Raw genomic sequence first — 25,982 nt, forward strand, 5'->3', positions numbered from 1 at the left:
AAATGTGAATTATATGACCAAATAAATGCAAATAATTTGGGATACAAAACACATTATAATCGGGGAATTATTGCCTCGGCTGTTTTTATAACCAAGTGTCCATATGTAGAACAAAAGGTACATCATTTGTAACGAAAAGTACAATTTTGGGGATTGAATTCACATAAACTACATAATTTTCATATATCATTTTCATTAAAGACGTTTTAGATTCATTACAGATTGTAGTTAAAAATAGCGAAAATATACCTCCTTCCCCCACTTAGGTTAATCACTATTTATTGGGGGTATACTACCACCATCAAGGACCGATTAACTTCAATTTACAGGGTGGTCAAGTTATGAAAAATAGTTGGAAGATTTTCAAGACGGACATTCAAAATATAAGTAAAAATTGGGTTGCTGCCATTCTTATAGGAGGACTAGTTTTTCTACCATCTTTATATGCATGGCTTAATATTTATGCTTCTTGGGACCCATATTCTCAAACGGATCAGCTTCCTGTTGCCGTTGTAAATGAGGATGTAGGAGCAGAAGTACGGGGAGAACAGCTAAATGTTGGAAATGAACTGATTGATACATTGAAAAATAATGAAGACATGAAATGGTCTTTTACTTCTCGAAAAATGGCTATGGAAAAAGTGGAGTATGGTGATTATTTTGCCGTCATCATTATTCCCAAAAATTTCTCCGAAAAGTTAGCTTCCGTCGTTTCGGATAATCCTCAGAAAGCGGATATCGAATACTATGTAAATGAAAAAATAAACTCCATTGCGCCCAAAATAACAGAAAAAGGTGCCACGGTTATTGTTCAAAAAGTGAGCAGTCAATTCATCTCAAGTGTGAATGGAGTCATTTTTGACCTCTTTAATGATTTAGGGATTGAAATAGAAAGAGACCTGCCAGATATTCAAAACTTCGAAAACTATGTATTCAAAATGGAACAAGACTTGCCCGCCATTCACAATTTGCTGACCGGCGCTCAAAAAGATGCCTCTTCCGCACAGAAAATTATCACTCAAGCCACTTCCATGTTACCACGTGCCGAACAAATAACGACAGAAGGTTTGGGTTCCATTGAAAGAACGATAGATTTCTTGACGAAAGCGCAAAATCGCTTAAATGAACTGGCTCCTCAAGTGGAGAATGATTTGGAAAAAGTATCAAAGATTTCAAAGAATACAAATGAATTTCTGCAAAGCGTTCAAAATGTCCAACTGGATTTTACAGAATTGGACCGAGTAAAAGAGGATCTCGACAACAAGATGACCTCCAATATCCAAACAGTTGACGCGATTAGCAAGGACCTTAATTGGTTAAAGGAAGTATCCAACAGCTCAAACGACTCGAGTGCGGAAGCAAACAACGAAGAACAACAAACAAGACTAGACAATGCCATTGCTAAAACGAACGAACTGAAAGCTTTTCTACAAGAAGCGCAAACAAATACCCGAACCATCGATACACTTGTAAAAGATAAAGAAAAAGAATTGCAAACAACGTTGAATGATTTACAACAAATAGCTCAGAATACATCCGTCCAACTGGATGCCTTTATAAACGAATACAAAAACACGATTGAACCAACTGTTCTTTCCGAAGTAGCCAAAGCAAAAAAGACGCTAGGAAATGCGAAAGAAATGCTGACCAGTATACAGTCAACTTTACCCGAAGTCGCTCAAACGCTAAATAGCGCAGGCGCCCATATTAAAGAAGGAAAAACAACACTAGATCAAGCATTGGCACAATATCCATATATACATGATAAAGTGAACCAGTTAGCAGATAGGATACGAAAAGTTCAAGGGGAAACGAATATCACTGAAATAATCCAGTTACTCCGCAATGATCCACAAGCGGAACGTAGCTTCTTCGAAGAGCCAATTGTCTTGAATGAAAACAAACTTTTTCCTATCGCAAACTATGGAACAGGCATGACTCCTTTTTATACAGTTCTCGCTATATGGGTCGGTTGTTTGCTGCTTATCTCACTGCTTGCTACAGACGCCAATCATGAAATGAATGTAAGCACGCGTAGCGTATATTTCGGTAGATTGTTTACATTCTCAGCCATTGGTCTACTCCAAGCATTGATTGTAACAATAGGTGACATTGTTCTATTAGGTGTGGATGTCAAAGATTCTTTATGGTTTATATTATTTGGATTTCTTATCAGTTTCGCTTTCATGTCCATCGTTTACACACTTGTCTCCGTATTTGGCGATGTAGGAAAAGCGCTGGCGATTATTATGCTAGTCCTGCAGATTGCAGGGGCAGGCGGAACCTATCCAGTCGTTCTATTACCAGAATTTTTTCAAGCGATTAACCCTGCCCTCCCTTTTACGTATGCAGTAGATCTTATGAGAGAAGCTGTAGGAGGAATCGTCTGGCAAAGAGCAATACGAGATGCTTCCTTCCTGTTGCTCTTCAGCTTAGCATTTTTACTATTTGGCACCTTTTTAAAAGAAAAGATAAACCGAAAAACAAAACTAATGCTTAAAAAGTCACGAGAATCTGGGTTGTTTCATTGAACTTTATGGTCATATTAAAGAATTTCGTAACTTAGAGGTCTCCTTATGTACATTAGTAATAAACCAGATTAGTACAAAATTCGTTAGCAAAAACCTTCTAATTCACCAGTTGAATTAGAAGGTTTTTTAAATATGTGTGCTAAGAAGTATGGATACAGTTAGAGTCGCCCCCACTCTTTAAAACAAAATAATAGCAGTTTTTACAAGAAATCCATTGATTCTTTAATGGTTCGTCATGGAATATACATGTTAATGAACTTATTTCTTAGCTAGGAGGCATAATTTGTGACAGATTTCATTTGGCCTACGATTAATTTAACAGGAATTTCCCCAACATTAAATTCTATGTTTGATCGTTTACAAACCGCTGAAGCAACTCCACTGTTTAACTATACATCCAACTATGGTATTTCGGCATTAAGAGATGTCATTTCTACTGTAGGAGGCGGAACAGTTACCAACACACAAGGATTCTATCAAGTATCAACATCGGCAACTCTAAATGCTTCAGCAATTTTAGATACGGCAGAACGCGGAAAGCTATTTCCTGGAAATTCATTCGAGGCCGGTGTTTCTATCCGTATACCGGTAGCTCCAACTGGTACTCAAAAAGCAACTTGGGGATATTTTGATGGAAGTAATGGAGCCTACTTCGGTCAGGATTCTGCAGGCATTTTTATCGGGGTCCTCAACAATGGGGTCGAAATATTTAAGGTTTATCAATCGTCATGGAATGAGGATAAGCTTAATGGTTCAGGGCCAAGTAAACTTACACTTGATACAACGGCGGGGAAAATGTTTCAAATACGATTTGGATACGAGTACGGAATCATTGAGTTCCGGATTGTATTTGTGAACTCTTTAAATTTCCAACAAATCGTCGTATGCCATCGACAAACCCAAGGTACTAACTCCATTTTACTTTCTGATCCAAACCAAGTCATTCGTGTACGTGCCGAAAACGGAGGATCGGGCGGATCCTTTTCCATAATCGTTCGAGGAAGGTATTATGCTGTTCTCGGCCCGACAGTACCTACGAATAGAATCACCTCAGAAAGCCGGTTAAATATGACAGTAGGAGCCGGCGCCTTTGTTCCAACGATCAGCTTCCGACGAAAAGCCATCTTCCCTGACGGCTCCAATCGAAATAACTCGGTCAATGTACAAATTAGCAGCTTCGATATTCTTGCAAGCAACGACTTAAGATGGCAATTAAGATATGGTTCTACACTCACCGGGGCTTCCTTTGGAAATATAAGCGATACCCCTTCATCCGAAACTTGTAGCCAATCGGATGTTTCTGCCTCTGCCATCAATACCTCGACTGGAATCAAACTTATGAGCGGATTTGCTAAAGGAGGACAACATGCAGCACAGCAAAGCTTTCCAGTAGACACTGTGTTGAATGGTACAACTCCAGTTACATTAGCTGTTACGAGTCTTTCGGGAAATGCGACTTGTAATATTATCTTTCGGGTTCATGAGGATTGGTGATGGTATTGGTTTGTTTGCTTCTATTTGGGTTACAAGAGCCGAGAGTAAATTAGTTTTCAGACGCGAAAAAATACAGTTACATTTTGAAGAAAATGTAACTGTATTTTTTGAACCTGTTCTTTTCCAAGTACTATTTTCAAACGTCTCCAAAAAGCTTATCTTCACTAATTCCGCCATTCCTTGTCTGCATCCAGTAAATGGCTAAGAGCAACCTGATTACTCGTGAAAGCAACTAGTTCTTCAAATACCAAGTTTTTGGTCACCACTTTTTCATGCTCAAATATGACGATTATGCACCAGTTTCTTTCAAAATACGTTCAATTTCTTTAAATCCACGTCTTTTCGCATGTTCTAATGGGGTAACCCCATCTCTATCACTAATATTGACATCAGCGCCATGATCAACTAATAATTGTACGATTTCTTGATAATTTTCTCTTCCATCCCCCAAAATGACTGCTTCCAATAATGCAGTCCAATGTAAGTTATTGAGGTGATTGACGTCGATGTCAGAGTTAGTTAAAAGCTCCTCCACAATATCCACATGTCCTCGATCTGAAGCTGGAATGAGCGCAGTTCCACCAAAACGATTTGTGATTGTTGTATCAGCTCCTGCTTGGATAGCAAGTTTAACGATTTCCAGCAAACCTTCTGCTCCAGAATATAAAAGCACATTATCCATATTGTTATTGCGGATATCTATGTCTGCCCCTTGTTCTATAAGTATCTTAACAGTATCTACATTATTTTTTTGCGTTGCAGCCATTACTGCCGTATCTCCCTGATTATTTGTCGCATTAATATCGGCTCCGCCTTCTAATAATTCTAAAACGGTTTCTATGTCCCCTTCTGTTGCTGCAGCAATTAACTGTTGTTCCACATTAGTTCTCCCCTTTTTTTCTAATTTAATAGTTGAACCTTCTTCTGAGTCTGGAGTCGTGCTACATGCGGTAAGCATAACTACGAGAAAACTTAAACAAATCCCTTTCCGCTTCATAATAGCCTGCACCTCCTTTATAAACATGTTATCATTAGAGTACCTATATGAAAAATATTAATAAACTTCACTTTACTAACTTTTTTCATATATAGAATGGAAGGATGTTAATGATGGATATTAAGCAACTACGCTATTTTATTGCAATTGTAGAAGAAAGAAAGATTTCTGCTGCTGCTAAAAAACTTCATATGTCCCAACCACCATTAAGCCAGCAACTGAAAGCTATGGAGAAGGAGCTCGGTTCAAAATTAGTGGAGAGAAGTGGAAAATATTTAGAACTGACAGAGGCAGGAAATGCTCTATACAAAAATGCTTTACAAAGAACTCAATTGATGGAGGAAACCAAAACAGAAGTAATGGAAGTTGGTAAAGGGTTAAATGGAAGGCTCACTATTGGAGTGAACACCTTTTCTGTTAACCGATTGCCTCATATTCTTGAGCAATTTCGAAAGCAATTCCCAAATATAACATATAAAATTCAACAAAACGAATCTTCCCATCTTTGCCAATTAGTCAGGGACCGAATGGTAGAATTAGCAATTATCCGCATGCCACTAAATCTAGACGATTTTTCGGTACTTCATTTATGCAACGAGCCATTTTATTTTGTCACGTCTAAGGAACATCCATCATTTGATGAAGAAATCTCACTTACTGATATTCAACATCACCCTCTCCTCTTTCCAAGTACAGAGGGACTAGGTGTGCATTACTTGATTTTAGAAGCGTTTTCTCGTTTCAAACTAAAACCTAATATTGTTGGAGAGTGTTCTGATATTAGTCTTTTGATGGATCTAGTTTCAGCTGACTTTGCTGCATCTATTGTTCCAGAAACCTTACTTCAACGATTTCGAGGATATCCGGTAAATGCTTATCGGATATCAAGCACAACCAAGTTGACTGGACCAGTTGGAATAATATGGCTCAAAGATCATAATTTATCCAAGGCTGCTCAAAATTTTATAGAGATGATTCAAACTGTATAAAGTAATCACTTAAGGTTTTATTTTGCATATCCAACTAGGAAAATGACAAAGTAATAACCCAATTTCTCCTTAATAAATAAAGAAATTGGGTTCTTTTTAGTTATTATTAAATCTATACCCAGAACCCCAGATTGTTTCAAATAATAATGGATTTTTTGGATCGAATTCTATCTTTTCTCGTAGTCGTTTAATATGAACAACAACGGTTGATGTATCGCCTAGTGAATCCAACCCCCAAACTCGTTCAAATAAATCTTCTTTACTAAATACTTGATTTGGGTGCTTCATGAGAAATTTCAATAATTCAAATTCCTTTGTCGTCAAATTAATCTCTTGGTCAAAGGAAAATACTTTATGTGATTTTGTATTCAACCGAATATCATTGACTTCTAAGATTTCATCCGATATGGACTGAGGTCCCTTTGTTAAACGCTCATAACGATTTAAGTGTGATTTTACACGAGCGACTAACTCATTAGGGCTAAAGGGTTTGGTAATATAATCATCCGCACCAAATCCAAGCGCACGGATTTTATCGATATCTTCCTTTTTAGCAGATACCATTAAAATAGGTGTATCCACTTCCTCACGTAATCTTTTACAAATTTCAAATCCGGTCATACTTGGAATCATGATATCTAGTATGATTAAATCATATTTTCCGGTGAGTCCTTCTTCTAAACCAACTAATCCATCGGCAATGATATTGACATTCATCTCATTTAGCTCCAGATAATCCCTTTGCAATTCTGCTATATCCTGATCATCCTCCACTAATAGAATTTCCTTCATTATGTCCATTCTCCTTTAAGGGCAGCGTAAAAGTGATGCTTGTACCTTCACCTAATTTGCTATCCGCTTTTATGATTCCACCGTGCTCTAAAATAACTTGCCTTGCAATAGCAAGACCTAAACCACTGCCACCTTTATCACTATTTCTGGAGCTTTCTATACGATAAAATCGATCAAAAATCATTTCTAAATTTTCCTCAGCCATCCCTGCACCATTATCTTGTACGGTAATAATCACTTCATCGACTTCTTGTTTTGCAACAATCGTTATTTTTTTTTCATTCTTGTTCATATGCTTTACACTATTTTGGATCATATTGTCTAGCACTCGCCGAATTTGTTGTACATCTATTCGTACAATGGCTTTGTTTAAATGAATATCTTGAAAAGTAAGGTGAATGTTTATTTGCTCAAGGTCTAATTGATATTCTTCAACAAAATGGACGAGAAATTTTTTTAAGTCAATATACTCAAAATGAAACGGTAATTTTTGGAGGTCTAGTTTAGAAAATACAAATAAGTCGTCAATTAAAAAGTTCATGCTTTTCGCCTTATTATAAACAATATTCAAGTATTTACCTTGTTTTTCTTTTGTATCTGCTACACCATCTTTTAATCCCTCTACATAGCCAATAATCGAAGTGATAGGTGTTTTTAAGTCATGAGAGATATTAGAAAGTAGTTCCTTTCTATTTTCCTCGTATTTTTTATTTTCTTTACTGACTCTGTTTAACGCTTCACGCAATTTCTCAAATTCTTGGGCAAGCTCATTCACTTCCCCTTTTTTGCCTGTTGAAATTTCAATTTTCCCTTCCAACTTACCTTCTTTTAGTTGTTGCACTTTTATACTTAATTCTCGTAAAGGGACAATAATTGTCTTATTTAAAGAACGGTTAAACATAATAACAAGAAAAATAGCAATGGCTAAAATTAAGGTGACGATAAAGAAACCCCATCTTTGTAAAAATTCAGCAAAGCTATTTTCTTGCTTTAAGATCATCACACTACCTTTTTCGTTATCGGAAAAATGAAAATCAAACTTAAGATAGCGATAAAGGCTGCCTTTGTTGTCAATGGTGCCTTGAGTATAAATATTTTCAATATCAAATTTAGGTGCATGAACGATTAAAGATTTTAGAACAAGGTCAGGAGAATGATAAAGGATATCATCTTGTTTCCGGATAACAATATTTAAACCTTTCATTTCATAGGTATCAATATTTTGTTGAATGTTGGGCTTCATCAAATCATCCGGATTTTCCTTAGCAATCTTACGAAAGGTAACCAACGCTTCTTGCTCGTCATATGTAATTTGTTTTTGCTGTGCAACGGATTTATAAAGCTGAACAGGTGAGGAGACTTGTCCATTTATAGCAAACAACAAAAGCCAAAATATAGCTACCATCGAGCATATAATAACAAACAGACTACCGAGAAAAGTGATTAAAAATTTTGTGCGCATATCCATACTGCCTCCTCACCCCCTAGCTATAGTAAGTACCAATTCCTCATTAGGATAACTTAAATTTCTTTAAAATCCAAAGGAAGGATTAAATTCGCCTTTATAAGGCTCATGTTCCACATAGATTTCGATGTCATTTCCATCAGCATCTTTACCCATTCGTTTATAAGTAAAGCGATCATCGTTTAATTCAGTGATTTCCAGAGCAGCACCGTATTTGTTTTCACCAATCGATACATGTGTACGAATCTTATTATCATTGATTACGTCAAAATATCCAAAATCTCCGCGGCTTTCTCCACTAGTTACATCGAAGAATTCATATTTGCTTGTCTCCGCATCAAATTTAGCAATACTAATGAAATTACTATTGAACTCTGTCACGTCATTGCCGTCTTTATCCAAGACTTTAGTACCATTCCACAAAGTATCCGCTAAAATATTAACACCTGGAATATCTTTAACAATTTCGCCCGTTTCACTAGTTAACTCAGGACCAGCATTTGTAAACTCAAGCTCAGACTCAGTATATGGTACGTGTTCAACAAACACTTCTACTTCGTTGCCATCTTTGTCTACACCCATACGTTTGTAAGTAAAGATTTCATCAGTGATTTCCGTAATATCCACAACTGCTTGATAGCCCATACTTTGAGAAATTAAAATTCTCTTTTCTCCATCCTTCGTAATGAAGAATATACCTTCATCCCCGCGTGTTTCACCTGTTGCTTTATCGAAAAATTCATAACGATTCGTTTCTTGATCGTATTTTGCCAATCCAATAAAATTACTATTCTCTTCTGTTAGATCATCTCCTTCTTCATCATATACTTTAGTGCCTTGCCAATTCGTAGTGGTAAGAATGTTGGATAGTTCCTCGCCTTTGGACAACTCTTCAACATTTGATACATTTTCTACTTGACTAGTTTCTTCCTGAGTTTTTGTTTTCTGTTCCTCGTTTTCACTAACACTCCCATTTTGACTGCACCCCGCAAGAATAAGGCCACCACTCAAAATGACCATCGATAAATTTTTCTTTGTAAACATAGATTTTACATCTCCTTTAATTTTTGTCTAACCAAATAATAAACAAAGAGTATAAAATCCATATAAACAATATATAAAATCAAAATGAACAAAATATAAAAATTGTATAAACAACAATAGAATAACGGTATAAGAATAATAGAGGTTGCCGATCCTGCCTCTGTCGCTCCTATAAATCTGCCAGTTTTCTCCACTAGTTTAGTCCCTAACTCTTTTTCCACTTCTTTTAATTATTAGCTCAGTGGGGGTTGTGAAATATGTAATATTTTGGCTGCAGCTGAAATCTTTCTTCCACAATCCGCTATGAAAAACGTAACTGTCTTATATCCATTTCTGAAACCTCTATGTATATGAAAAAAATAAGAAAAACTTACTTTTTTAATATTTCCCATATGATATTAAATAGAATATCATTACTTTATGATTTCTCAATGATCAAACTCTCGTATTTTGTATAAGGATATAGGAGGCATACCTAGGCTTTAGAATGTTAGAGGATTTATGAAATTGAAGAAATTTGGTTAACAGCGGGTGCAAAATAAAAAGGCTATATTCAGGTAAAACTTTAATCGTGGCCAGACTTTTCCCAAAGCTGAAATTACATAGATTGTGCAGGTGAATGTTTTGGATAAGAAATATATTAACGGAACGCTTAGTACGTTCCAATGGTTCATCTTCCTTTTGGCGAATGCGATTGCTCTGCCGATTGTAATTGGTGGGGCGTTCAGCCTTTCCATTGATGAAATCACCTCGCTCATGCAGCGTGTCTTCTTCATCGTCGGAATCAGTTCATTCCTTCAAGGATTTATCGGTCACAGGCTCCCTCTTGCAGATGGTCCTGCTGGCTCATGGGTCAGCATATTCGTCATGTTGGGAGCAATCGCTATCCAACAGACTGGTGATCCACAGACAGCTTTGCCGCTCCTTATGGGGGCTGTGTTCTTCGCAGGTATTCTTTTAATCGTACTCGGCATCAGCGGACTTGTGCAAAAAATCCTGTTTCTCTTTAGTCCGCTCGTTACTGGAACGTTTCTATTGCTGCTCGCTCTGCAGTTGAGTGGTGTATTCCTTGAAGGGATGCTTGCAACAAAAGGGGAACCGGCTGTACCTGACTATGGCATGGCAGCGATTGCCTTCTTCGTCTTCATCTTGGTCATCCTGCTCTCCAACAAGGGGAAAGGCTGGGTGAAGAGCTACGCCGTTCTTATCGGTATTCTTGCAGGATGGCTCATTGCACTTGTCTTGGGCAAGGCATCCATCAGTACGCGAACACATTCAGCGATATTCCAAGTTCCGGAACTGCTTGCCTGGGGATTGCCGAAGTTGAATGCTGGGATGATCGTTACAGCAATTCTGTTTTCTTTCCTGCTCATCTCCAATACGATTGCTGCAGTTACCGCAGTCCGGCAATCGCTTGGCAATGATACGAAGAATTTCGAGTCGACAATTAATCGCGGCTTGTTTGCAGGCGGCATATCTCATATTCTCGCATCCGGCTTTTCATCGCTCGTGGTCGTGCCACTCCCTGTCACAGCCGGCTTCTTGCAAATGACTGGTGAGAAGAAGATCCGGCCATTCCTATTCGCGAGCATGGGACTTGCTGTTCTCGCACTCATTCCGTCCGTCGTCCATGTACTGTCGCTTCTTCCAGGACCGATTGCGAATGCAGCTTTGATGGCTTCTTTCATTAATATGATTGCGATTGCACTAACGTCACTTACGAAGGAAATACTCGATCAGCGCAGACTGTCCATCCTTGGCATTACGCTTTTGATCAGCATTGGCATCATGTTCCTGCCGACCGGTCTTTTCAGCACACTGCCAGCGGTCATCCAGGATATCGTCAGCAATGGCCTTCTTGTTGGAACGATTCTAGTCATATTACTAGAGCAGTTCTGGAAACCGCAACGTATATCAGAAAAGAATTGATTTGCCCCATTGGATCCACTTAAGTTTTTCAGAACGACATCTATTTATGGGATATTCCTATGATTTGCGAAGGAAAGAAGCACCATGGATGTCGTTCACGAAAAGTGGGGGTAAGCAATGCAGACACTGCTTTCCCGGCATTGGTCCTCCATCTGCCGCGGTGTCAGATAGCCATTAAATTTTCTTATACATAATAATCGTCACTCTCAGAAGTAATTTATTTGGACTTTTCTGCTCTATCATTTACATTAGAACCTCCAACTTCATTAAATATAATAATCTTATAATTTGTTTTACACTAGGTGATAGAACGGAATCTTCTGTTAGAATAATTATAAGCAAATGATTGTCATACAAATATTAAAGTATAAGTTTTCCACAGTAAATAAAGCATAAACTTTCCAAACGAAAAATTTATGCTTTATTTCACATGAAACTGTATAAAATAATATGATTTCGGTATACGGAAAGGGCGGGAGTCGAACCCGCACCCAGAAACTCTAACATTTAAGCTTCTACGCGTGTATCTTACCTATTTAGGTTTCGCGTAGCACTATGCCGACAAGCGGGCGTCATGTACGCTAACTTAGAAATCTCTTGCATGCATCCATACTTTATATTTAAACTATTTTATTATTAGGGTGTAATACAACATTAAAGAACTTGTTTATTCTCCACTCTTCCCATCCTCCTTTGTGAGAAATATCTCCAAATTGGATATTTATCCGGAATAAATCCATCAAAGTTCTGAAAAAAATACCGAAGAATTTTATTTCATAGTAACGGCTGCTAATAAATAGCAAAAAGAATGCCCCTAGCTTAATTACATAGGGACATTTTTTGTGTGAAAAAATGAGGTTCATCTATGGACCTATAAGATTTACAGTCAATGATGCATTTAAATATAGAGTATTATTGGATGCGGCGTCTGTAGTAACTGTTATAAAATCTCCAGCAACCAAAACGATTTGAATAGTTTTTCCTGTGGTATTAAGGCCATCTGCACCAGTTAATTGGGATATAAATGATGAACCTGCAATTGGAACATTATTTATTCTAATATCATATCTCCCAAAACTGTTATCATTAAAAGTTTCTACGCTTGCAGATATTTCATATACCCCACTGATTAAGACTGTAATTGAATTTGTAACTGGATCAGCAACTATATTCGAAACAGGTCCAGAGAAATCAAATTCTATAGGAACATTTGATTCAGGATCTCTAAAAGTAGAATTTCCATATAGCGAACCAAACGTAGGTGTTACCCCGGGGCATGAAGGACAACAAGGTTTTAGAGACCCGCAAGGTTTTGAAGGACAGCAAGATTTTGGAGACCCGCAAGGTTTTGAAGGACAGCAAGGTTTTGGAGACCCGCAAGGTTTTGAAGGACAGCAAGGTTTTGGAGACCCGCAAGGTTTTGAAGGACAGCAAGATTTTGGAGACCCGCAAGGTTTTGGAGACCCGCAAGGTTTTGGAGACCCACAAGGTTTTGGAGACCCGCAAGGTTTTGGAGACCCACAAGGTTTTGGAGACCCGCAAGGTTTTGGAGACCCACAAGGTTTTGGAGACCCACAAGGTTTTGGAGACCCGCATGAACAACAATTTTTAAATGCGGGCCTGTGTCTGCAAATTTCGCAATTTCCACAACCCCCACAGCCCCCTTTATTTATTGTTCTTCTAGATGACAAATTTATCACCTCCTTTCACATTATAGATTTAAAATAGTTTATGTTGTGAATAACGTAATTGGTTGTACAAAAGAATAAATACAACAAAAATTTTTATTGCAGTAACGGCTCCTAATAAATAGCCTGAATGTCAATATACCTTTACATAGAATTGCGTTCTAAGTAAGTTAGTAGTTAGTTAATTAGTTAGTTATCAAAAGATTTAGCAACCTTTCATAAACGAGTAGCTACAACGATTTAGATGATTTATTATTTCTTTTTTGTAAACGGAATAATCTGATATAGTTCTAGGAGACAATAACAAGAGAGGCTATCTTTTCGGAGGTGGTCTTTTTTGTATTTAAACAATAACAGCTAAATCAGAGTGTTCTAATGCTTTACTGATTAGAGGTACACTTGCTCCTTTTTCTAATAATCTCTTTGCAAAAGCCCTTCTAATAGCATGTGCATTGATGTTCTCTAGCCCAAATCTATTACTATATTTATTGAGTTGTTTTGAAATAGCACAGTTTGATGATTTACTCGTGTTCATGCCTAAACCGTTCTGCGTTATTTTGTTCCCTGTGTTAGACACAATTTTCAATTAAAAATTATTACAAACTTGAAGGTCATGAATAAGGGAAGGGATAAGGAAAAACAGATTTAGAAACACAGATGAAATATTAAATAGTATTGATGGATAATTTTAATAGAAAATAAAATAAAAAGTGCATCACAATAGTTTTAGTTGTGATGCACTGTTTTCATTTACTTATCATTGCTATATATTCACTCAAATATACCTCACTATCCTAATCCCTCTCTCTATGCTTGCTCTAAGGAATTGAAGGAATAATAGTGGAAACATAATATCTCATTTTAGATGCTGCGTTTTATATGTGTTGCAAAAGTTAAGATGGCGATCGAGTAATCATTCCTTCTAACATTGTGTTAGTACTGTTAATCATGAATTAATAAGCAAATGTGAATCACTAATGAAAATGGTTAAATTGGTGATTATTTCTGTTACACGGAATAACCATTACCCCATTTTATATGCTTCTATCACATCATTCGTTTGAACAACAAACCATCCTTTTTCCACAGAAACAATAGGTTGATGATGATACAAACTTTTATTAAAAGATTGGCTATGTGCAATTACGCCATTCTCGGCTACAGTTGCAATCACCGTTTCTAAATTATTCGACACGACCCACACATACTGCTGGCTATTCGGATTCCAAACAACAGTCGATTCATAAGATTTAGGGAGTGCACTATAATTCCACATAATCTTTCCTTCGAAGTTATATCCTTTAACCTCTTTTTTCGTGACCACTGCAAACCCATTATTAGAAACCACAACAGAAGTAATATTTTCCGTTTCCTTTACTTCCATGACTTTTTCCAGACTCTCATTATACATAGATACAACCCTTGTACCTGTTCTCAAAACAATTCTTCTATTCTTTACTTCATATATTTCATAAACAGCAGCTGACAACTTCAACTCTACTTCTTTATCCTTTGTCGCTAATATATACCTTTTTTTATCTGTTCTTTTAAGCTTAAAATTAGTGGTTTTTTCTTTGTATAAACCTGCTCCAAATTCGGAAGAATTAGACCCATTCTTTTGTTCGATAAATTCCCATTTCTTGTTATAGTTAGCACGCAGGATCCCTCTCACTAATTCTCCAGCAGACTCAGCAGCTAACTGGATATTCGCCGTCTCTTTCGTTGTAAATTCCAAATTAAATCCGTGAGCAGAAACCTTTATCCTACCTGCTTCTTCCCCATCTTTTGTCAGGATTAATAAATGACCCGGCAGATAGGTTATTTCTGTATCTTCCGGAATACTGGTGAAAATGTAGTTGCCATCTGGGGAAATGAACAAGGACCACATAGAAGAATAGAATTCTTTCTTCCACAGAACGTTAGATTGAAAATCCATACACACCAAATTATGCCTCTTATTCTCAAGTTTTCGTTCTTCATCACTTAAAGAGAAATACCTGTCGTCCATATTCTCCATTCGTTCCGTTCGATGTGCTACATATATTCGTTCACCAACCAAATCGATAACACGATTCCCGAATTCACCTTTCTCCGTTTTCACCGAGTATTTCTTTGGGAAATTCTTGATAGCAGCAATTTCTGGAGCGAGACCACCTGTTCCTGCCTCTACAGAAGATCCATCCGCAATCGTTTTGGCTTCGTAATGTTTCCATAAATGTCCTTCTGGAGATAACCAAAAATAGCCTTGGGTCGAGAGTCCCCCGTCAAAGAATATCATTTGCCCAGACACTGTAAATAATGCCATACCCGGATGTCCTTCTGAGCCTGTAACTAACTCACCAGTTGATTTATGAAGCTCATATAAGCGATTATCTTCATTTACAATCAAATATTTTTCTTGATTTGGTATTAATCCAATCGTTCTGACCTGATTAGGAAGTTTAGCCCCATACACAACCTGTCCATCTCGAGTCATCCAAAAGGTTTCCCCAGTTTTAAACGAAACCACAACCTTTTCATCAATCCACGAAATAAACCTTCCCTCGTTTTTAAAAATATTCAACCAGACCATTTTTCCTTCTTCATCCCACGCAGACAACCTACCTTGTTCTTCTAATACAAACACCATATCCGTTATCGGGTCATGCGCGAACCCGGCAAACGGCGAACTATGTGCCATCCGTTCAAAACCAGCTGAAAACTCACTTGCTAATTGTTCTGCAAGTTGACTGATAGTTTCTTGTTCGGTCCGTGGTGTTCTGGTTAAAGAGCGCTTTGTTTTTTCTTGCTTTTCCCGTAGTTCTTTCTCTTTCAATTCAGATATTGCTATGCGCGCCTTTAAATTACCCTCTATATCCAAACGATACAATCTATCCATTGAAGCCACAAAAATGTCGGTAGAATCTGTAGATACCTCCAACAAATAAGGCATAAACGAAATTTCCCCAAACAAGCTCGGTATTATTTCTTTGAATTCGATTGCCCATTTCACATTTCCATTCAAATCAAAACAATACAATTCTCCCGGTCCATTATATGTCTCTCTTGTTCCGACCAACCAAAAATCTGCTCCTATAGAGAAACGAAATGGTTGCCACTTAAATTCAAATAGCATCGCGTTATTTTCTTGGTGATTTACAAAAGCAACTTGCTCATTTTTAATATATAGGGTGCCTATTTGATTACTTACCCCTGCCGTAAGTTTTTCGAGAGGTGAATCTTTAAGTGTTATTTGTTTAATTTCCTTTTTTGTTACTATTTCCATAACACCAGCAGCTTCCGCAATGAGGATCGTTTCATCATGATAAAGGTGTTTGAATTTCTTCCTTGAACGTCGGTCGAACCCGATAATTGTAGGATTCGTTTTCGCCATCGAGAAAAAAGAATCCCAAGTAGAAAGAATTTCCCTCTTTAGTTTGATTGTGCTTATTTTATGGAATTTATATTTTTTTACAGGTTGATAATATTTGCTAGACTTTAAATTAGATATAGTTCTTCTAGGAGGTGCCTGTCCTGTTACCACATTTTGTTCTCGATCTTCTTCGTCTACTATTGAAGATAGTTTCTTCTTTATAGAATCAAATAAGCCCATCTGTGCCACCCTCTCCATTATGAATTCTAGTTACAGAATACACTAGGGAGCTCCGGAATTGAAGTTATAACATTCTATTTGATTCTATATCAGAAACAAACTTGAAAATAATTACATTCTCATTTGTTTGATTCACATGAATAAGGTGCATGACATCTTCTTTGGGTTCTCATCGTCCTTATTTTTCATTTTTACGAAAACTACGAATAAAAAAGCACCCCGTAGATTGCTTAGTTATAAATTCATTTCTACTTAATAAAACTTTGAACTACCGTTGACTTTGCATGCTGGGGCGCCCGTTACAGTTGGTGAGAAGTGGGTTGAGACACAGTGGATGAGAAGACAAAGAATAAGATGATTTGCGGAAGCGGAAAAAATCATCGCTAATTATCCAAATAATAAAAATAAACTGCGCTCGCCTCCTAGTTTATGAGTTTTTGTTACCCAAATCCAAAATATAACTACTAACAAGATAAAAAGAGGTAAAACTTTGATATTACAAGGGTTTACCTCTTTTGTATGAGGACGTATCCAGTATCTCTATTAATTAGTTCCAACACTCAACACATTAATATTTCTTTTAAGAGGGCTATTTCATATTTTTGTTATCTAAATATTTATCCGCTCCTGTAATAAGCAATAAATAGTCTTCATGCTTGGATTCTATAGAATTTACATTCGGATTATCCCAATCATCGCCATAGTGTCTATATGAATTGACAAAACTGGCTAGTTTGAAATAATCAGCTCTAGAAAATAAATTTAAAATAAACCCTATATTGTCTACTAATTCCTTGTTCAAAGTTTTCATATTTTCCTGGGTAAGCTGACTGATATGTTCAATCGGTGTATTTGGAGGAATATTTTCGTAATGCTCAAAATTATATCTTCCTGCATGTAATTCTTCAATAGTACCACTTCTAAAGATTTGTTCCGTAGTCCATACAGCTAAATCCCTAATAACTTTTTCTAGAGGAAGCCCAAAATTTACCTCTAAATCTTTACTGTGTAATGCTCTTAACAATGCTTCATTTCGAGAACTCTCATCTTCTTCTTCAAAGATATCTTGTAAGTCATCAATAAGAATTGTATCTAGTTCATCAAATTTTTCATTTATAAAATTTATTAGTTCAGCTTTTTTCATATTTTCATCCCCCCACTCTTTTTGTTTCAGAAATTTAATTAAAGCACCTTTAGAATATGTGGTTTAAATTTTGTATTAAACATACTAAATAATGATTTTTCCTCTTGTGTTTGGTTCCTGTGTTGAAAAAAACATGAAAATCATAACATTAAAGATTGTTTGAATTAACATGAACATTTCTAACACAGGATAGTTTCTTAAAGTTACTCATTTGATTCAACTGCTTTTTGATATTCTAATAATTTTTCACGTAATGCTTCGTCACTTGCATAAATATAAAGCCCCTTAATACCACGCTTCATCAAAATGTTGATGGAATTAAGAACGATTTTTTCTTTCGCTTCATTTATATTTTCAACGACTTCAGTACCTGTATAAGCACCTTTATCCATGTATTTACTTGTATCAATAACAATTTCATCTTTGGTTGCATCATACTGTACAGAAGGGCCAAGAACAACGCCAACATAATTTAAATCAAATCCTTGAATTGTATAAATCGAGCCAGCTTCATGAACTGTCTCCGCTTTTTCAGCCCACGTGTATTTGGTGCTTGTTGTGTTCCATGGCATTTTGTATTCACCAGTGGATTCTTTCACGTAATATGTACCGCCATCTTTTTTATGTAAGTAATCGAATGTTGATACAACACGACTTAAACCAAATGCATTGTTTTGCTCCTTAATTTTTTCGTGCATATCTTTCATATTTTCAAACACCATAAATTCATAGTTTTTATCTTTCGGGAGTGGGCTTAACTTTTTACGTTTAAAAGAGTTAATCCAGTTAATCACATCATCGTTTGCTTGCATTCGGAACTGGTTTGTTAATTGGTATTCCTCATGATAGGTACTATGCTTCTTTAATTGCTGTAACGTTGCTGCACCCCATAGGCTTTTCAACTTTAACACTTGATCCTGATCATAAATTATGACAACTACCTTCGCTAACTTCAGTAATTCCTCTAAGTGATTGTTGCCGTGGAAGTTATTGTACGTATCAGATTTCGTTAATAATAAATGTGCCTCATCCACGAAAATGATATCTACTTTATTGCTCCCTTTTTGCAACTTATTTACAAGAGGAGTTGGTTTTGCAAAGTTCTTCCCTTTTAGATGTTTCACTTGTTTCGCAATGCCTTTGTATGTCTTGAACATTTCTTCATGGTTCACGACTAAATAATTTTCTGTACCAAACAGATTAGAGGATGCTTCCTCTGCACGTTCCTGAATCGTATTAAAAATCGAACTTAGCACGACGCTTTTTCCAACGCCAGCCTCTCCTTCAATGACTAATAAGCTGCCATATTCACTTGTATTTACTTTTACCTGCTTCTCACAAAATTTGAGTACTTTTTCTTTTAATTCGAGTTGTTCCAGGGATAGTTCTTTAAATGGAGATAATTTAAAAATGTCTTTGTTTTCTATTACATGTAACTCATGGTCGACAAGTTTTTGTTCATGCAACTTCTGCCAAAGTTCCTTAAATAATTGTTGATCGTAATATGGCTTGTTGTAGTAGTTGTGAGTAAAATCACTAGCCGTTTTACTTTTATTTTGAAGTGTATATTTTTCATCACCTAGGAAGTAGTTAATGAGTTTCGTCTCTAAGTGGAATGTTGCCGAACGATTAAACTTCTCATGCTTAATGAGATTAATTTGGTCGATATTTTTACGTATTTTTAAATGCGCCTTCATTCGATTTTTAAAATAAACCGTCTCACCGATGTAAGCTTCCTTATTTCCATTTAACACGTAAATGACTGGATAATTTAAATATTGCTCGTTATTGCTAATTTGGCTCATGCTTTCATGTTTAAACGGCCATGAAAGTACTTCAATTGCTGTCAAACTGACACCTTCTTTTAATTAAAATAATGTATTTTTCGATAATAGAAGAGAAGATAAATGTAGTCTATTAAAATTAAATTTATCCACATCCATTATTAACATGCCTAACTGACCTTCTCTTAAAACTACCTCACCTAGGCAAGTAACAATTAATTCTTCCCCGTTCTCATGAAGTTTCTTTAATCCCTCAAGCATAGCATTTATAGTTAAACTTGAATTTACATAAAATACTTCTTCAAGAAATAGAGGAAATGTCAATCTATCATAATCATCAGTTAAAGTAATAATTGAGTATTTTTCACTTATTTTTACTTCCTTTAAAAACCCTATTGTACTCATAGTTAATCCTATATCCTCAAATTCAAAATCCAATATTGATATTCTTTTTCTAACTGTTGGATTTCTTTCTCCTTCTCTTACTTCATCAGCATCTAAAGAAGTAGTGGGTAAGTTAACCACAATATCCTCAAAATCCAAATTATCTTGTCGCTTTTGGTTACTTTACGAAAGCCTAAGTTCTTATTGAATTGGTTCTAGCTCATCAATTATTAGTATTGATGAGCTAGTCAAATACACCTTCTAGAACAGCAACTTTCTATTATTACAAATTATAGAATTTTCTTTTGTTTTTTCAGATAACGGATTGCCTCTTTCTCATTTGTAGTGTTTTCAGGGTATGATTGTTCAAATAAAAAGGAGGAAAAATCAATGTTTTTCATCCTCAAACAAGAATCGTGTTCGATGTCACTCAATGTAGATGGAATACGATACCATCTTTCATGAATTAGGAGTTCATGGAAGTAAATAGCATTATGTATTCCTGTTGTTGGATAATTCATCTTTAATAATTTCTTCCAAAACAGAGCAATTGCTTCGTTATCTCCTTCTAGAGTAACCTCAATTCGTCGAATAATATCTTGTAATGTTTCACCCGTATTTTCGTTCACATCCATCTTTATGAGATAAAAGAATAACTCTTTTTCTTTTGGAGGTGTAATTTGAGCCATTCCATTAATACTCACTTTATCAGCCTGATCGACTGTAAGAGTCTTCACTTCATAATGAACGGTTGGAAATTTAAAATCATGAGATTGCTTTTCTGGCCCTCTCCAGGCAACAATTACAGCCATATGTTCTGCATACATTAACAATTTCTCGAGAAAGCGAAGTTCGCCATATAATCCCCTCTGAGCGTTCCCATCCATTTTAAACAAGGTATCTGAACAACGATCAAAATATTCACTCCACTCATGTAATCGTTCAATCGCACGAATTGCCATTTCACTATTACTAGAAATGCCATCTGCAAACATAATAAAATCATTCATTACATAAAGATGAAACTCATTTTGCTTATTTTGTTTTCCGACTATCGTGAGATTGGGTAAGATATTACCAAATTTATCTTTTACCTCTGTAAGTTTCACCTCAAACCCTTTACAAGAAGGGAGTTGTTGTGAAATAGTGATTTTTTTTCTAACACAACCCTAATAAACGGCAATTCGTTTTCATAGTGAATTCCAGTGTAAAATTCATGATGCTTTGTCGTGGGTTTTCTTTCGATTGTTCCTTTTTCTCTCTCTAATTTACTCTCCCGTAAGTCTTCACGTAATTTTTCGAAAATTGATTCTAACAAACTTTACCACCCTCAATTACATGATCACCAAAGTAATTAATAAGACGATCAATCGTATTTCCTAAGTAAAGACTTTCTTTCTCACGAGCTTGTGCTTGGCCGGGAAACGCTATATAGAGCCCAATTGGTGACACCGATATTCTTTCACTATAACCAAGTTCCTCTAGTTTATTATTGATAGGTTCAATCTCTAATGGATAAAAGTAGATAACACCTCTTTCACGTTTACTTAAAACATCTACTTCACGATAAATCATATCATGTTTTAATGTCCCCATTTCCATCTGTTTAGCGATCTGCGCTTTAAGTTGATCTATTCGCCTTTCACTCGCATTCTCCCCTTCATTTTCTGCTTGTAGGAGAGCAAGAATACTTGGTTCTAGTCCATAGGTTAGATGACGTGTAGTAAAAACCCTTCCACTTCTTGGTTGAAAGTAAGTACCAACACCATCCTGTCTTATATCTAACGAACAACGTTTGGATAGATAGGTTTTTCTTGTATTCTCTCCTGTACCAAATTCAAAGGTATCACCATCTTGCGATTCATTCGTAAGTAATTTAGGAATAATTACGTCAAAGCCTTTCCTATGTTCCTCCATTACCTTAAGAACTGTTGGAATTGATTTTAAACGTGAATGAGCACAAATGCGCAAGCCATCCATAAGATTCTTAATAACCTCCAGTTGAACGTCCTGTATCCAAACTTGAAATTGATCTTCATATACTTTTTGTTTTGGATTATTCACCATTTGTGTTAATGCCGATTGAATGTGCATAAGGTTTTGCTTCAATATCTCATCATTAGCATAAAACGTAGCGATTTCCTTACCGATGTCAAGTTGATCTTTGCTATATCGGTATGCATTTTTTGTTCCTTTATTAGTAATTTTTTCACCTTTGTATAAATCATCACAAAGCATTTCCATTCGAATTCCAAAATCCATTGGTGTTTTTCCTTGCTCATTCATTTCCTCTATTTGCTGAATCAAACTTCTGATTGTATATGTTGCCTTCCAAAAGATATCATAGCTTTGTTTCGTTAAGTACACGCGGATTAGGTCTTTCCAATCATCATAATATCCAAAAAAGCGACCGGATTGGATCGTTGTGTCGTATACAACGGAATCTCTCGTGTAATACGTTACGCAAAGCCCCTCTAAACTAGCACCCCTAGCAATAACATTTGCTCCGATAACAATTACCTTCAGTGGTTTACGGTGGGTATCGAGATATTTTTGATAGCTAATCGTTTCTTTGCTGTCTGAGTTTAGGATACGAATATTGACTTCATGAATCACATCACCTGTTGTGGCATCCTTTTCTTCTTTCGTATGGAAATCATCTAAGAAAGCAACAATTTTTTTCCAAAGTTGAGGAAAGGTATAATCTACTTTATAATGAGGATTTTCAGATCCATTTTCTTTCATTTCTAACTCTTGTACTCTCTTTGTTTTTTCCTTTACTTGTTTCCATATTATTTTACATCGCTTGTAAAATTCTTTCTTTCCACTCTTTATTTCAGCTTTTTTCTCATCAATGTATTCTACAACCAATTTATGAATTTCCTTTTGCTGGCTAATGCTTTCACTTATATGAATTAACATAGAATGTGGATTTGACCATTTATCCAAGCCCAATTCTCGAAGTAACGCAACATCCAGTTCTCTACAAAGCCGTAATCCTCCGGTTAATATAAAAAGATCAATGGCTTCCTCTAATGATTTTGGCCTACCTTCAGTTGCAAATTTTCGGTTTTTATAAAAAGCCTTACTCGTAATGGACTCTTCATCAAACTGATCAATCTTATTCGTAATTTCAGTCAAAGGTAAGGGCTCAGCAGATCCCCCCTCCAATGGAAGGCCAAAGAAATCAAACTGCGATATATATTTCTTCCGCGGCTTTGAGTATAAAATAAAATCTTCTGTAAACAATTCTGGTTTAAACTCTTGTACCGTAGGGCAAAAGGGGTTGATAAGAACATTGGCAAAAGGGGTAGCAGATACCGCTAAGTATCCACAATCATCAAAAAAATCAACAACTTCGCGAATTAAACGATTACAGGTTGATGGTCCATCCTCTTCTTTTTTCCTTTTTGACTTACGTTTCCCTCCGTTTGTATTCAATGAGCTGTGATCACATTCATCATGAACGATTAATGCCGGCAGTTTATTGCCTGATGGGTTACCAAATGAATCAAGAATATTCGTCTTTAAAAAGTCAAGAAGTGCTTCCAAATTTGTCTTCGTGCTTTTTACAACAAAAACTAATGGTTCATTTCCAGTTTCATATGACTTACTCAGATTTTCAGGAGTCAAATCACCGTTCCTTTTCCCATCGTCCATTGTTGTGATCGGTTTGACAAAGGGTCGTTTGTCACGTAAATACTTTCCTGAGCCAATAGGTGTAATTCTACCATTAGTTTTCTTCATTCGCTCAAGCATTTTACGGTCAGTAGTCAGCCCTATAACCCCATATTCTTGTCTTTCCTGCGTTTGATCTCTGACAAATGAAGTTGCCCCAGCTATAATGATAACAATTTTTGTAGCAAGATCTATTGCCTTGGCAGACAAGGCCGTATATTTTAAAGTTTTCCCGGATTGTACATCCGACATTAATAAACCTTTTCTTTTTTTTCTTCGTTTTGTACTTCCTAGTGCCAATAATGTGACAAGTTTGTCTGTTAGTCGATCGAGTGTTAAATCATCATCATTCTCTTCACCAATGATTTCCTCTTTATCATAGCCTTTATCAAAAATGAGGTGCTCACACAATGATTGCCACATATAAAATTCCTGCTTTTCTAACCGTTCATACTCTTCGACATTATCATGTAACTCTTCTACGATCTCATCCGATAATAATGAAATGCCTATGTCCTTTTTTGATATGACACTTCTTGGGCCTTTTAAGAGATCAATGACATAATCAAAAAGATGAGGATTTTCCTTTAACACCTCTTCGTTTGAAACACCACTCATCCTACACACATAATCAAGAATAGTTTGAATCACTTCGTGAAGAAACTCATAGGTAACCCCCCCTTGTTCTTTTCGTGCCCATGATTTTGTTTCATCCACAACTTTTGAAACTATGTCATGATACTTCTTAATTTTTGTTGCACTCATAGGTTGAATCTCCCCTTTTTTATTAATTAATGTCATTATTTACTTTTCGGCCTAAAATATACTTTGAATTTTTTTAGGCCGAAAACCCTCGATAGAATCTAAAAGGCCATATATGTCCTTCAAAAATTCTTGGCAGGACCTAAAATATTTATAATATTTATGTATATATACATAAATATTATAAATCGTAGATACATAAGGGGTCTTTATTGTGCTTTTATAGGGGACAATCAGAAACTAAGTTTATTTCTAATAAAATTATCTGGCTATTTTTCTTCAATAACCTAAATTCTCAAGTTGTTAGCAAACTCATTACCTATTCCAGAAGATTAAATAAAAGAGTCTCTCATATTAGAAAGGCTCTAAACTCACTTTAAAATCTTTTACTTACCTTCAGATGTAAATAGTGAACAGCACTTCACATGTGTTGGGTACTTTTTGGTTTCTCAGATTATACTTTAATCACCTAGCCATAGTCCTCAATTCTGGCTTTACTTTTAACTCCCCCTTTACTGTCTTCAAACTGTGTTTCTTCAATAGCATAAATACCATGTTTTCTAATATTGGACATAAAAAACCTTCTAATCCAAATTGGAATCAGAAGGTTTAGTTTATAAACGAAGTTCATATAAATAATGAGTAATTTACCCTAGTAACAAAAAAGGGATATTCAATAAGAGTTCAACTCCTATCAAATACCCCTAACATTTTTTAAACATTGATTTAACAGCATTTCTACCGTTAAAAATAATTATGGAGACGGCGGGATTTGAACCCGCGTCCAGAAACTCTAACACTTAAGCTTCTACGCGTGTATCTTGCCTATTTAGATTTCGCGTAGCACTATGCCGACAAGCGGGCGTCATGTACGCTAACTTGGAAATCTCTTGCTGACAGCTCAAGTGGCACTGCCAACCGTATCCCACTAAGAGTGAGCTCTACCTAGCCACATGGGCGATGGATAGATAAAGCAGATCCGAGCTTACGCTGCGAATGCTAAGTTGTTGTTTGTTTTGCCTGTTATTATAAAGTCCGTTTTTGCGGAGCCGAGCCTCCGACGCGCAACTCAAGCTCAGACTATCCCTGTCGAATCCATAACGTCCCCGTTTATGGAATAATGTAAGCTTTGTTACATAGCTAACTATACATCAAAAATGGTCAATTTTCAAGTGATACATCTTTCCAATAATGGATACCCCTTATTGGTTGCGCTCCTTGAACGCTCTTTCCATATCACGCTTCGCTTCTTTTTTCTTCAACACATCTCGTTTATCGTAATCTTTCTTCCCTTTACCTAGGCCAATCAATACTTTTGCATAGCCGTTTTTCACATACATTTTTAAAGGAACGATTGTGTAGCCTTCTCGTTTTGTTTCGCCGATTAATGTATTGATCTGCTTTTTATGTAAAAGTAGTTTTCGAGATCGCAATGGGTCATGGTTGAAACGGTTTCCTTGCTCGTATGGACTAATATGCATATTGGAAATCCATGCTTCGTTATTACGAATACGTACGAATGCATCTTTCAGTTGTACTTTTCCGTTACGGATCGATTTTATTTCGGTTCCTTGTAATACGATACCTGCTTCGATTGTTTCTTCGATAAAGTAATCATGGCTTGCTTTTTTGTTCTGTGCGAGCACTTTATCGTCATGCTTTTTTGCTGCCATCTCATTCACCTCTTAAAGCTTACGAGGAGCGACTAA

The 25,982-nt window shown here is 36.3% G+C and carries 17 protein-coding genes and 1 other RNA gene; 5 read left to right on the forward strand and 13 right to left on the reverse strand.

What is annotated here, in order from left to right; genetic code table 11:
- Positions 1-341 precede the first annotated feature (341 nt).
- Together ACIP9W_RS10820 and ACIP9W_RS10825 are read left to right on the forward strand one after the other, a co-directional pair.
- Complete coding sequence (locus ACIP9W_RS10820) at positions 342-2,531, forward strand: YhgE/Pip domain-containing protein (protein WP_400789069.1); 2,190 nt, start codon at positions 342-344, stop codon at positions 2,529-2,531.
- Positions 2,532-2,816: 285 nt separating this feature from the next.
- Positions 2,817-4,025: a hypothetical protein gene (locus ACIP9W_RS10825; protein WP_400789071.1), complete on the forward strand. Its 1,209-nt coding sequence runs from the start codon at positions 2,817-2,819 to the stop codon at positions 4,023-4,025.
- Between the two features lie 289 nt (positions 4,026-4,314).
- Here ACIP9W_RS10825 and ACIP9W_RS10830 read toward each other — a convergent pair whose 3' ends face one another.
- The gene (locus tag ACIP9W_RS10830; protein WP_400789352.1) at positions 4,315-4,905 is read right to left on the reverse strand and encodes an ankyrin repeat domain-containing protein; all 591 of its coding nucleotides are present in this window, start codon (positions 4,903-4,905) and stop codon (positions 4,315-4,317) included.
- Positions 4,906-5,135: 230 nt separating this feature from the next.
- Here ACIP9W_RS10830 and ACIP9W_RS10835 point away from each other — a divergent pair, with 230 nt between their 5' ends.
- Entirely contained in the window at positions 5,136-6,011 is an 876-nt protein-coding gene (locus tag ACIP9W_RS10835) for a LysR family transcriptional regulator (protein WP_400789355.1), read from the forward strand.
- Between the two features lie 96 nt (positions 6,012-6,107).
- Here ACIP9W_RS10835 and ACIP9W_RS10840 read toward each other — a convergent pair whose 3' ends face one another.
- The 3 genes from ACIP9W_RS10840 to ACIP9W_RS10850 form a co-directional block, all read right to left on the reverse strand.
- Positions 6,108-6,803, reverse strand: coding sequence for a response regulator transcription factor (locus ACIP9W_RS10840; RefSeq protein ID WP_400789073.1), 696 nt, complete (start codon positions 6,801-6,803; stop codon positions 6,108-6,110).
- The gene (locus ACIP9W_RS10845; RefSeq protein WP_400789075.1) at positions 6,775-8,208 is read right to left on the reverse strand and encodes a sensor histidine kinase; all 1,434 of its coding nucleotides are present in this window, start codon (positions 8,206-8,208) and stop codon (positions 6,775-6,777) included. Before ACIP9W_RS10845 ends, ACIP9W_RS10840 begins: the two co-directional genes overlap by 29 nt.
- A 126-nt stretch (positions 8,209-8,334) precedes the next feature.
- The gene (locus ACIP9W_RS10850) at positions 8,335-9,312 is read right to left on the reverse strand and encodes a DUF4822 domain-containing protein (RefSeq protein WP_400789078.1); all 978 of its coding nucleotides are present in this window, start codon (positions 9,310-9,312) and stop codon (positions 8,335-8,337) included.
- 624 nt (positions 9,313-9,936) lie between these two features.
- Between ACIP9W_RS10850 and ACIP9W_RS10855 the strand changes: the two genes are divergently transcribed.
- Together ACIP9W_RS10855 and ACIP9W_RS10860 are read left to right on the forward strand one after the other, a co-directional pair.
- Positions 9,937-11,241, forward strand: coding sequence for a purine/pyrimidine permease (locus ACIP9W_RS10855; protein ID WP_400789081.1), 1,305 nt, complete (start codon positions 9,937-9,939; stop codon positions 11,239-11,241).
- A gap of 984 nt (positions 11,242-12,225) precedes the next feature.
- Positions 12,226-12,969, forward strand: coding sequence for a collagen-like domain-containing protein (locus ACIP9W_RS10860; RefSeq protein ID WP_400789084.1), 744 nt, complete (start codon positions 12,226-12,228; stop codon positions 12,967-12,969).
- A 303-nt stretch (positions 12,970-13,272) separates the two neighbouring features.
- On the opposite strand, the gene ACIP9W_RS10865 is transcribed toward ACIP9W_RS10860, so the two are convergent.
- The 9 genes from ACIP9W_RS10865 to smpB form a co-directional block, all read right to left on the reverse strand.
- The gene (locus ACIP9W_RS10865) at positions 13,273-13,464 is read right to left on the reverse strand and encodes a tyrosine-type recombinase/integrase (protein ID WP_400789087.1); all 192 of its coding nucleotides are present in this window, start codon (positions 13,462-13,464) and stop codon (positions 13,273-13,275) included.
- Between the two features lie 489 nt (positions 13,465-13,953).
- Entirely contained in the window at positions 13,954-16,521 is a 2,568-nt protein-coding gene (locus ACIP9W_RS10870; RefSeq protein ID WP_400789090.1) for an ornithine cyclodeaminase, read from the reverse strand.
- A 589-nt stretch (positions 16,522-17,110) separates the two neighbouring features.
- Positions 17,111-17,665, reverse strand: coding sequence for a hypothetical protein (locus ACIP9W_RS10875; protein WP_400789093.1), 555 nt, complete (start codon positions 17,663-17,665; stop codon positions 17,111-17,113).
- Between the two features lie 203 nt (positions 17,666-17,868).
- Positions 17,869-19,515, reverse strand: a complete 1,647-nt coding sequence (locus tag ACIP9W_RS10880) for a DNA/RNA helicase domain-containing protein (RefSeq protein WP_400789096.1) — start codon at positions 19,513-19,515, stop codon at positions 17,869-17,871.
- 18 nt (positions 19,516-19,533) lie between these two features.
- Positions 19,534-19,992 (reverse strand): hypothetical protein, encoded by a 459-nt coding sequence (locus ACIP9W_RS10885; RefSeq protein ID WP_400789098.1) that lies wholly within the window; start codon positions 19,990-19,992, stop codon positions 19,534-19,536.
- Positions 19,993-20,123: 131 nt separating this feature from the next.
- The gene (locus ACIP9W_RS10890; protein WP_400789357.1) at positions 20,124-20,984 is read right to left on the reverse strand and encodes a PD-(D/E)XK motif protein; all 861 of its coding nucleotides are present in this window, start codon (positions 20,982-20,984) and stop codon (positions 20,124-20,126) included.
- Between the two features lie 160 nt (positions 20,985-21,144).
- The gene (locus ACIP9W_RS10895) at positions 21,145-24,276 is read right to left on the reverse strand and encodes a Z1 domain-containing protein (RefSeq protein ID WP_400789101.1); all 3,132 of its coding nucleotides are present in this window, start codon (positions 24,274-24,276) and stop codon (positions 21,145-21,147) included.
- 751 nt (positions 24,277-25,027) lie between these two features.
- Positions 25,028-25,381: a transfer-messenger RNA gene (gene ssrA, locus ACIP9W_RS10900) on the reverse strand.
- 94 nt (positions 25,382-25,475) lie between these two features.
- Complete coding sequence (gene smpB, locus ACIP9W_RS10905) at positions 25,476-25,946, reverse strand: SsrA-binding protein SmpB (RefSeq protein ID WP_142540004.1); 471 nt, start codon at positions 25,944-25,946, stop codon at positions 25,476-25,478.
- Positions 25,947-25,982: the final 36 nt, after the last annotated feature.

It is taken from the genome of Psychrobacillus sp. NPDC093180, from assembly GCF_044754065.1.
In the GTDB taxonomy this organism is placed as follows: domain Bacteria; phylum Bacillota; class Bacilli; order Bacillales_A; family Planococcaceae; genus Psychrobacillus.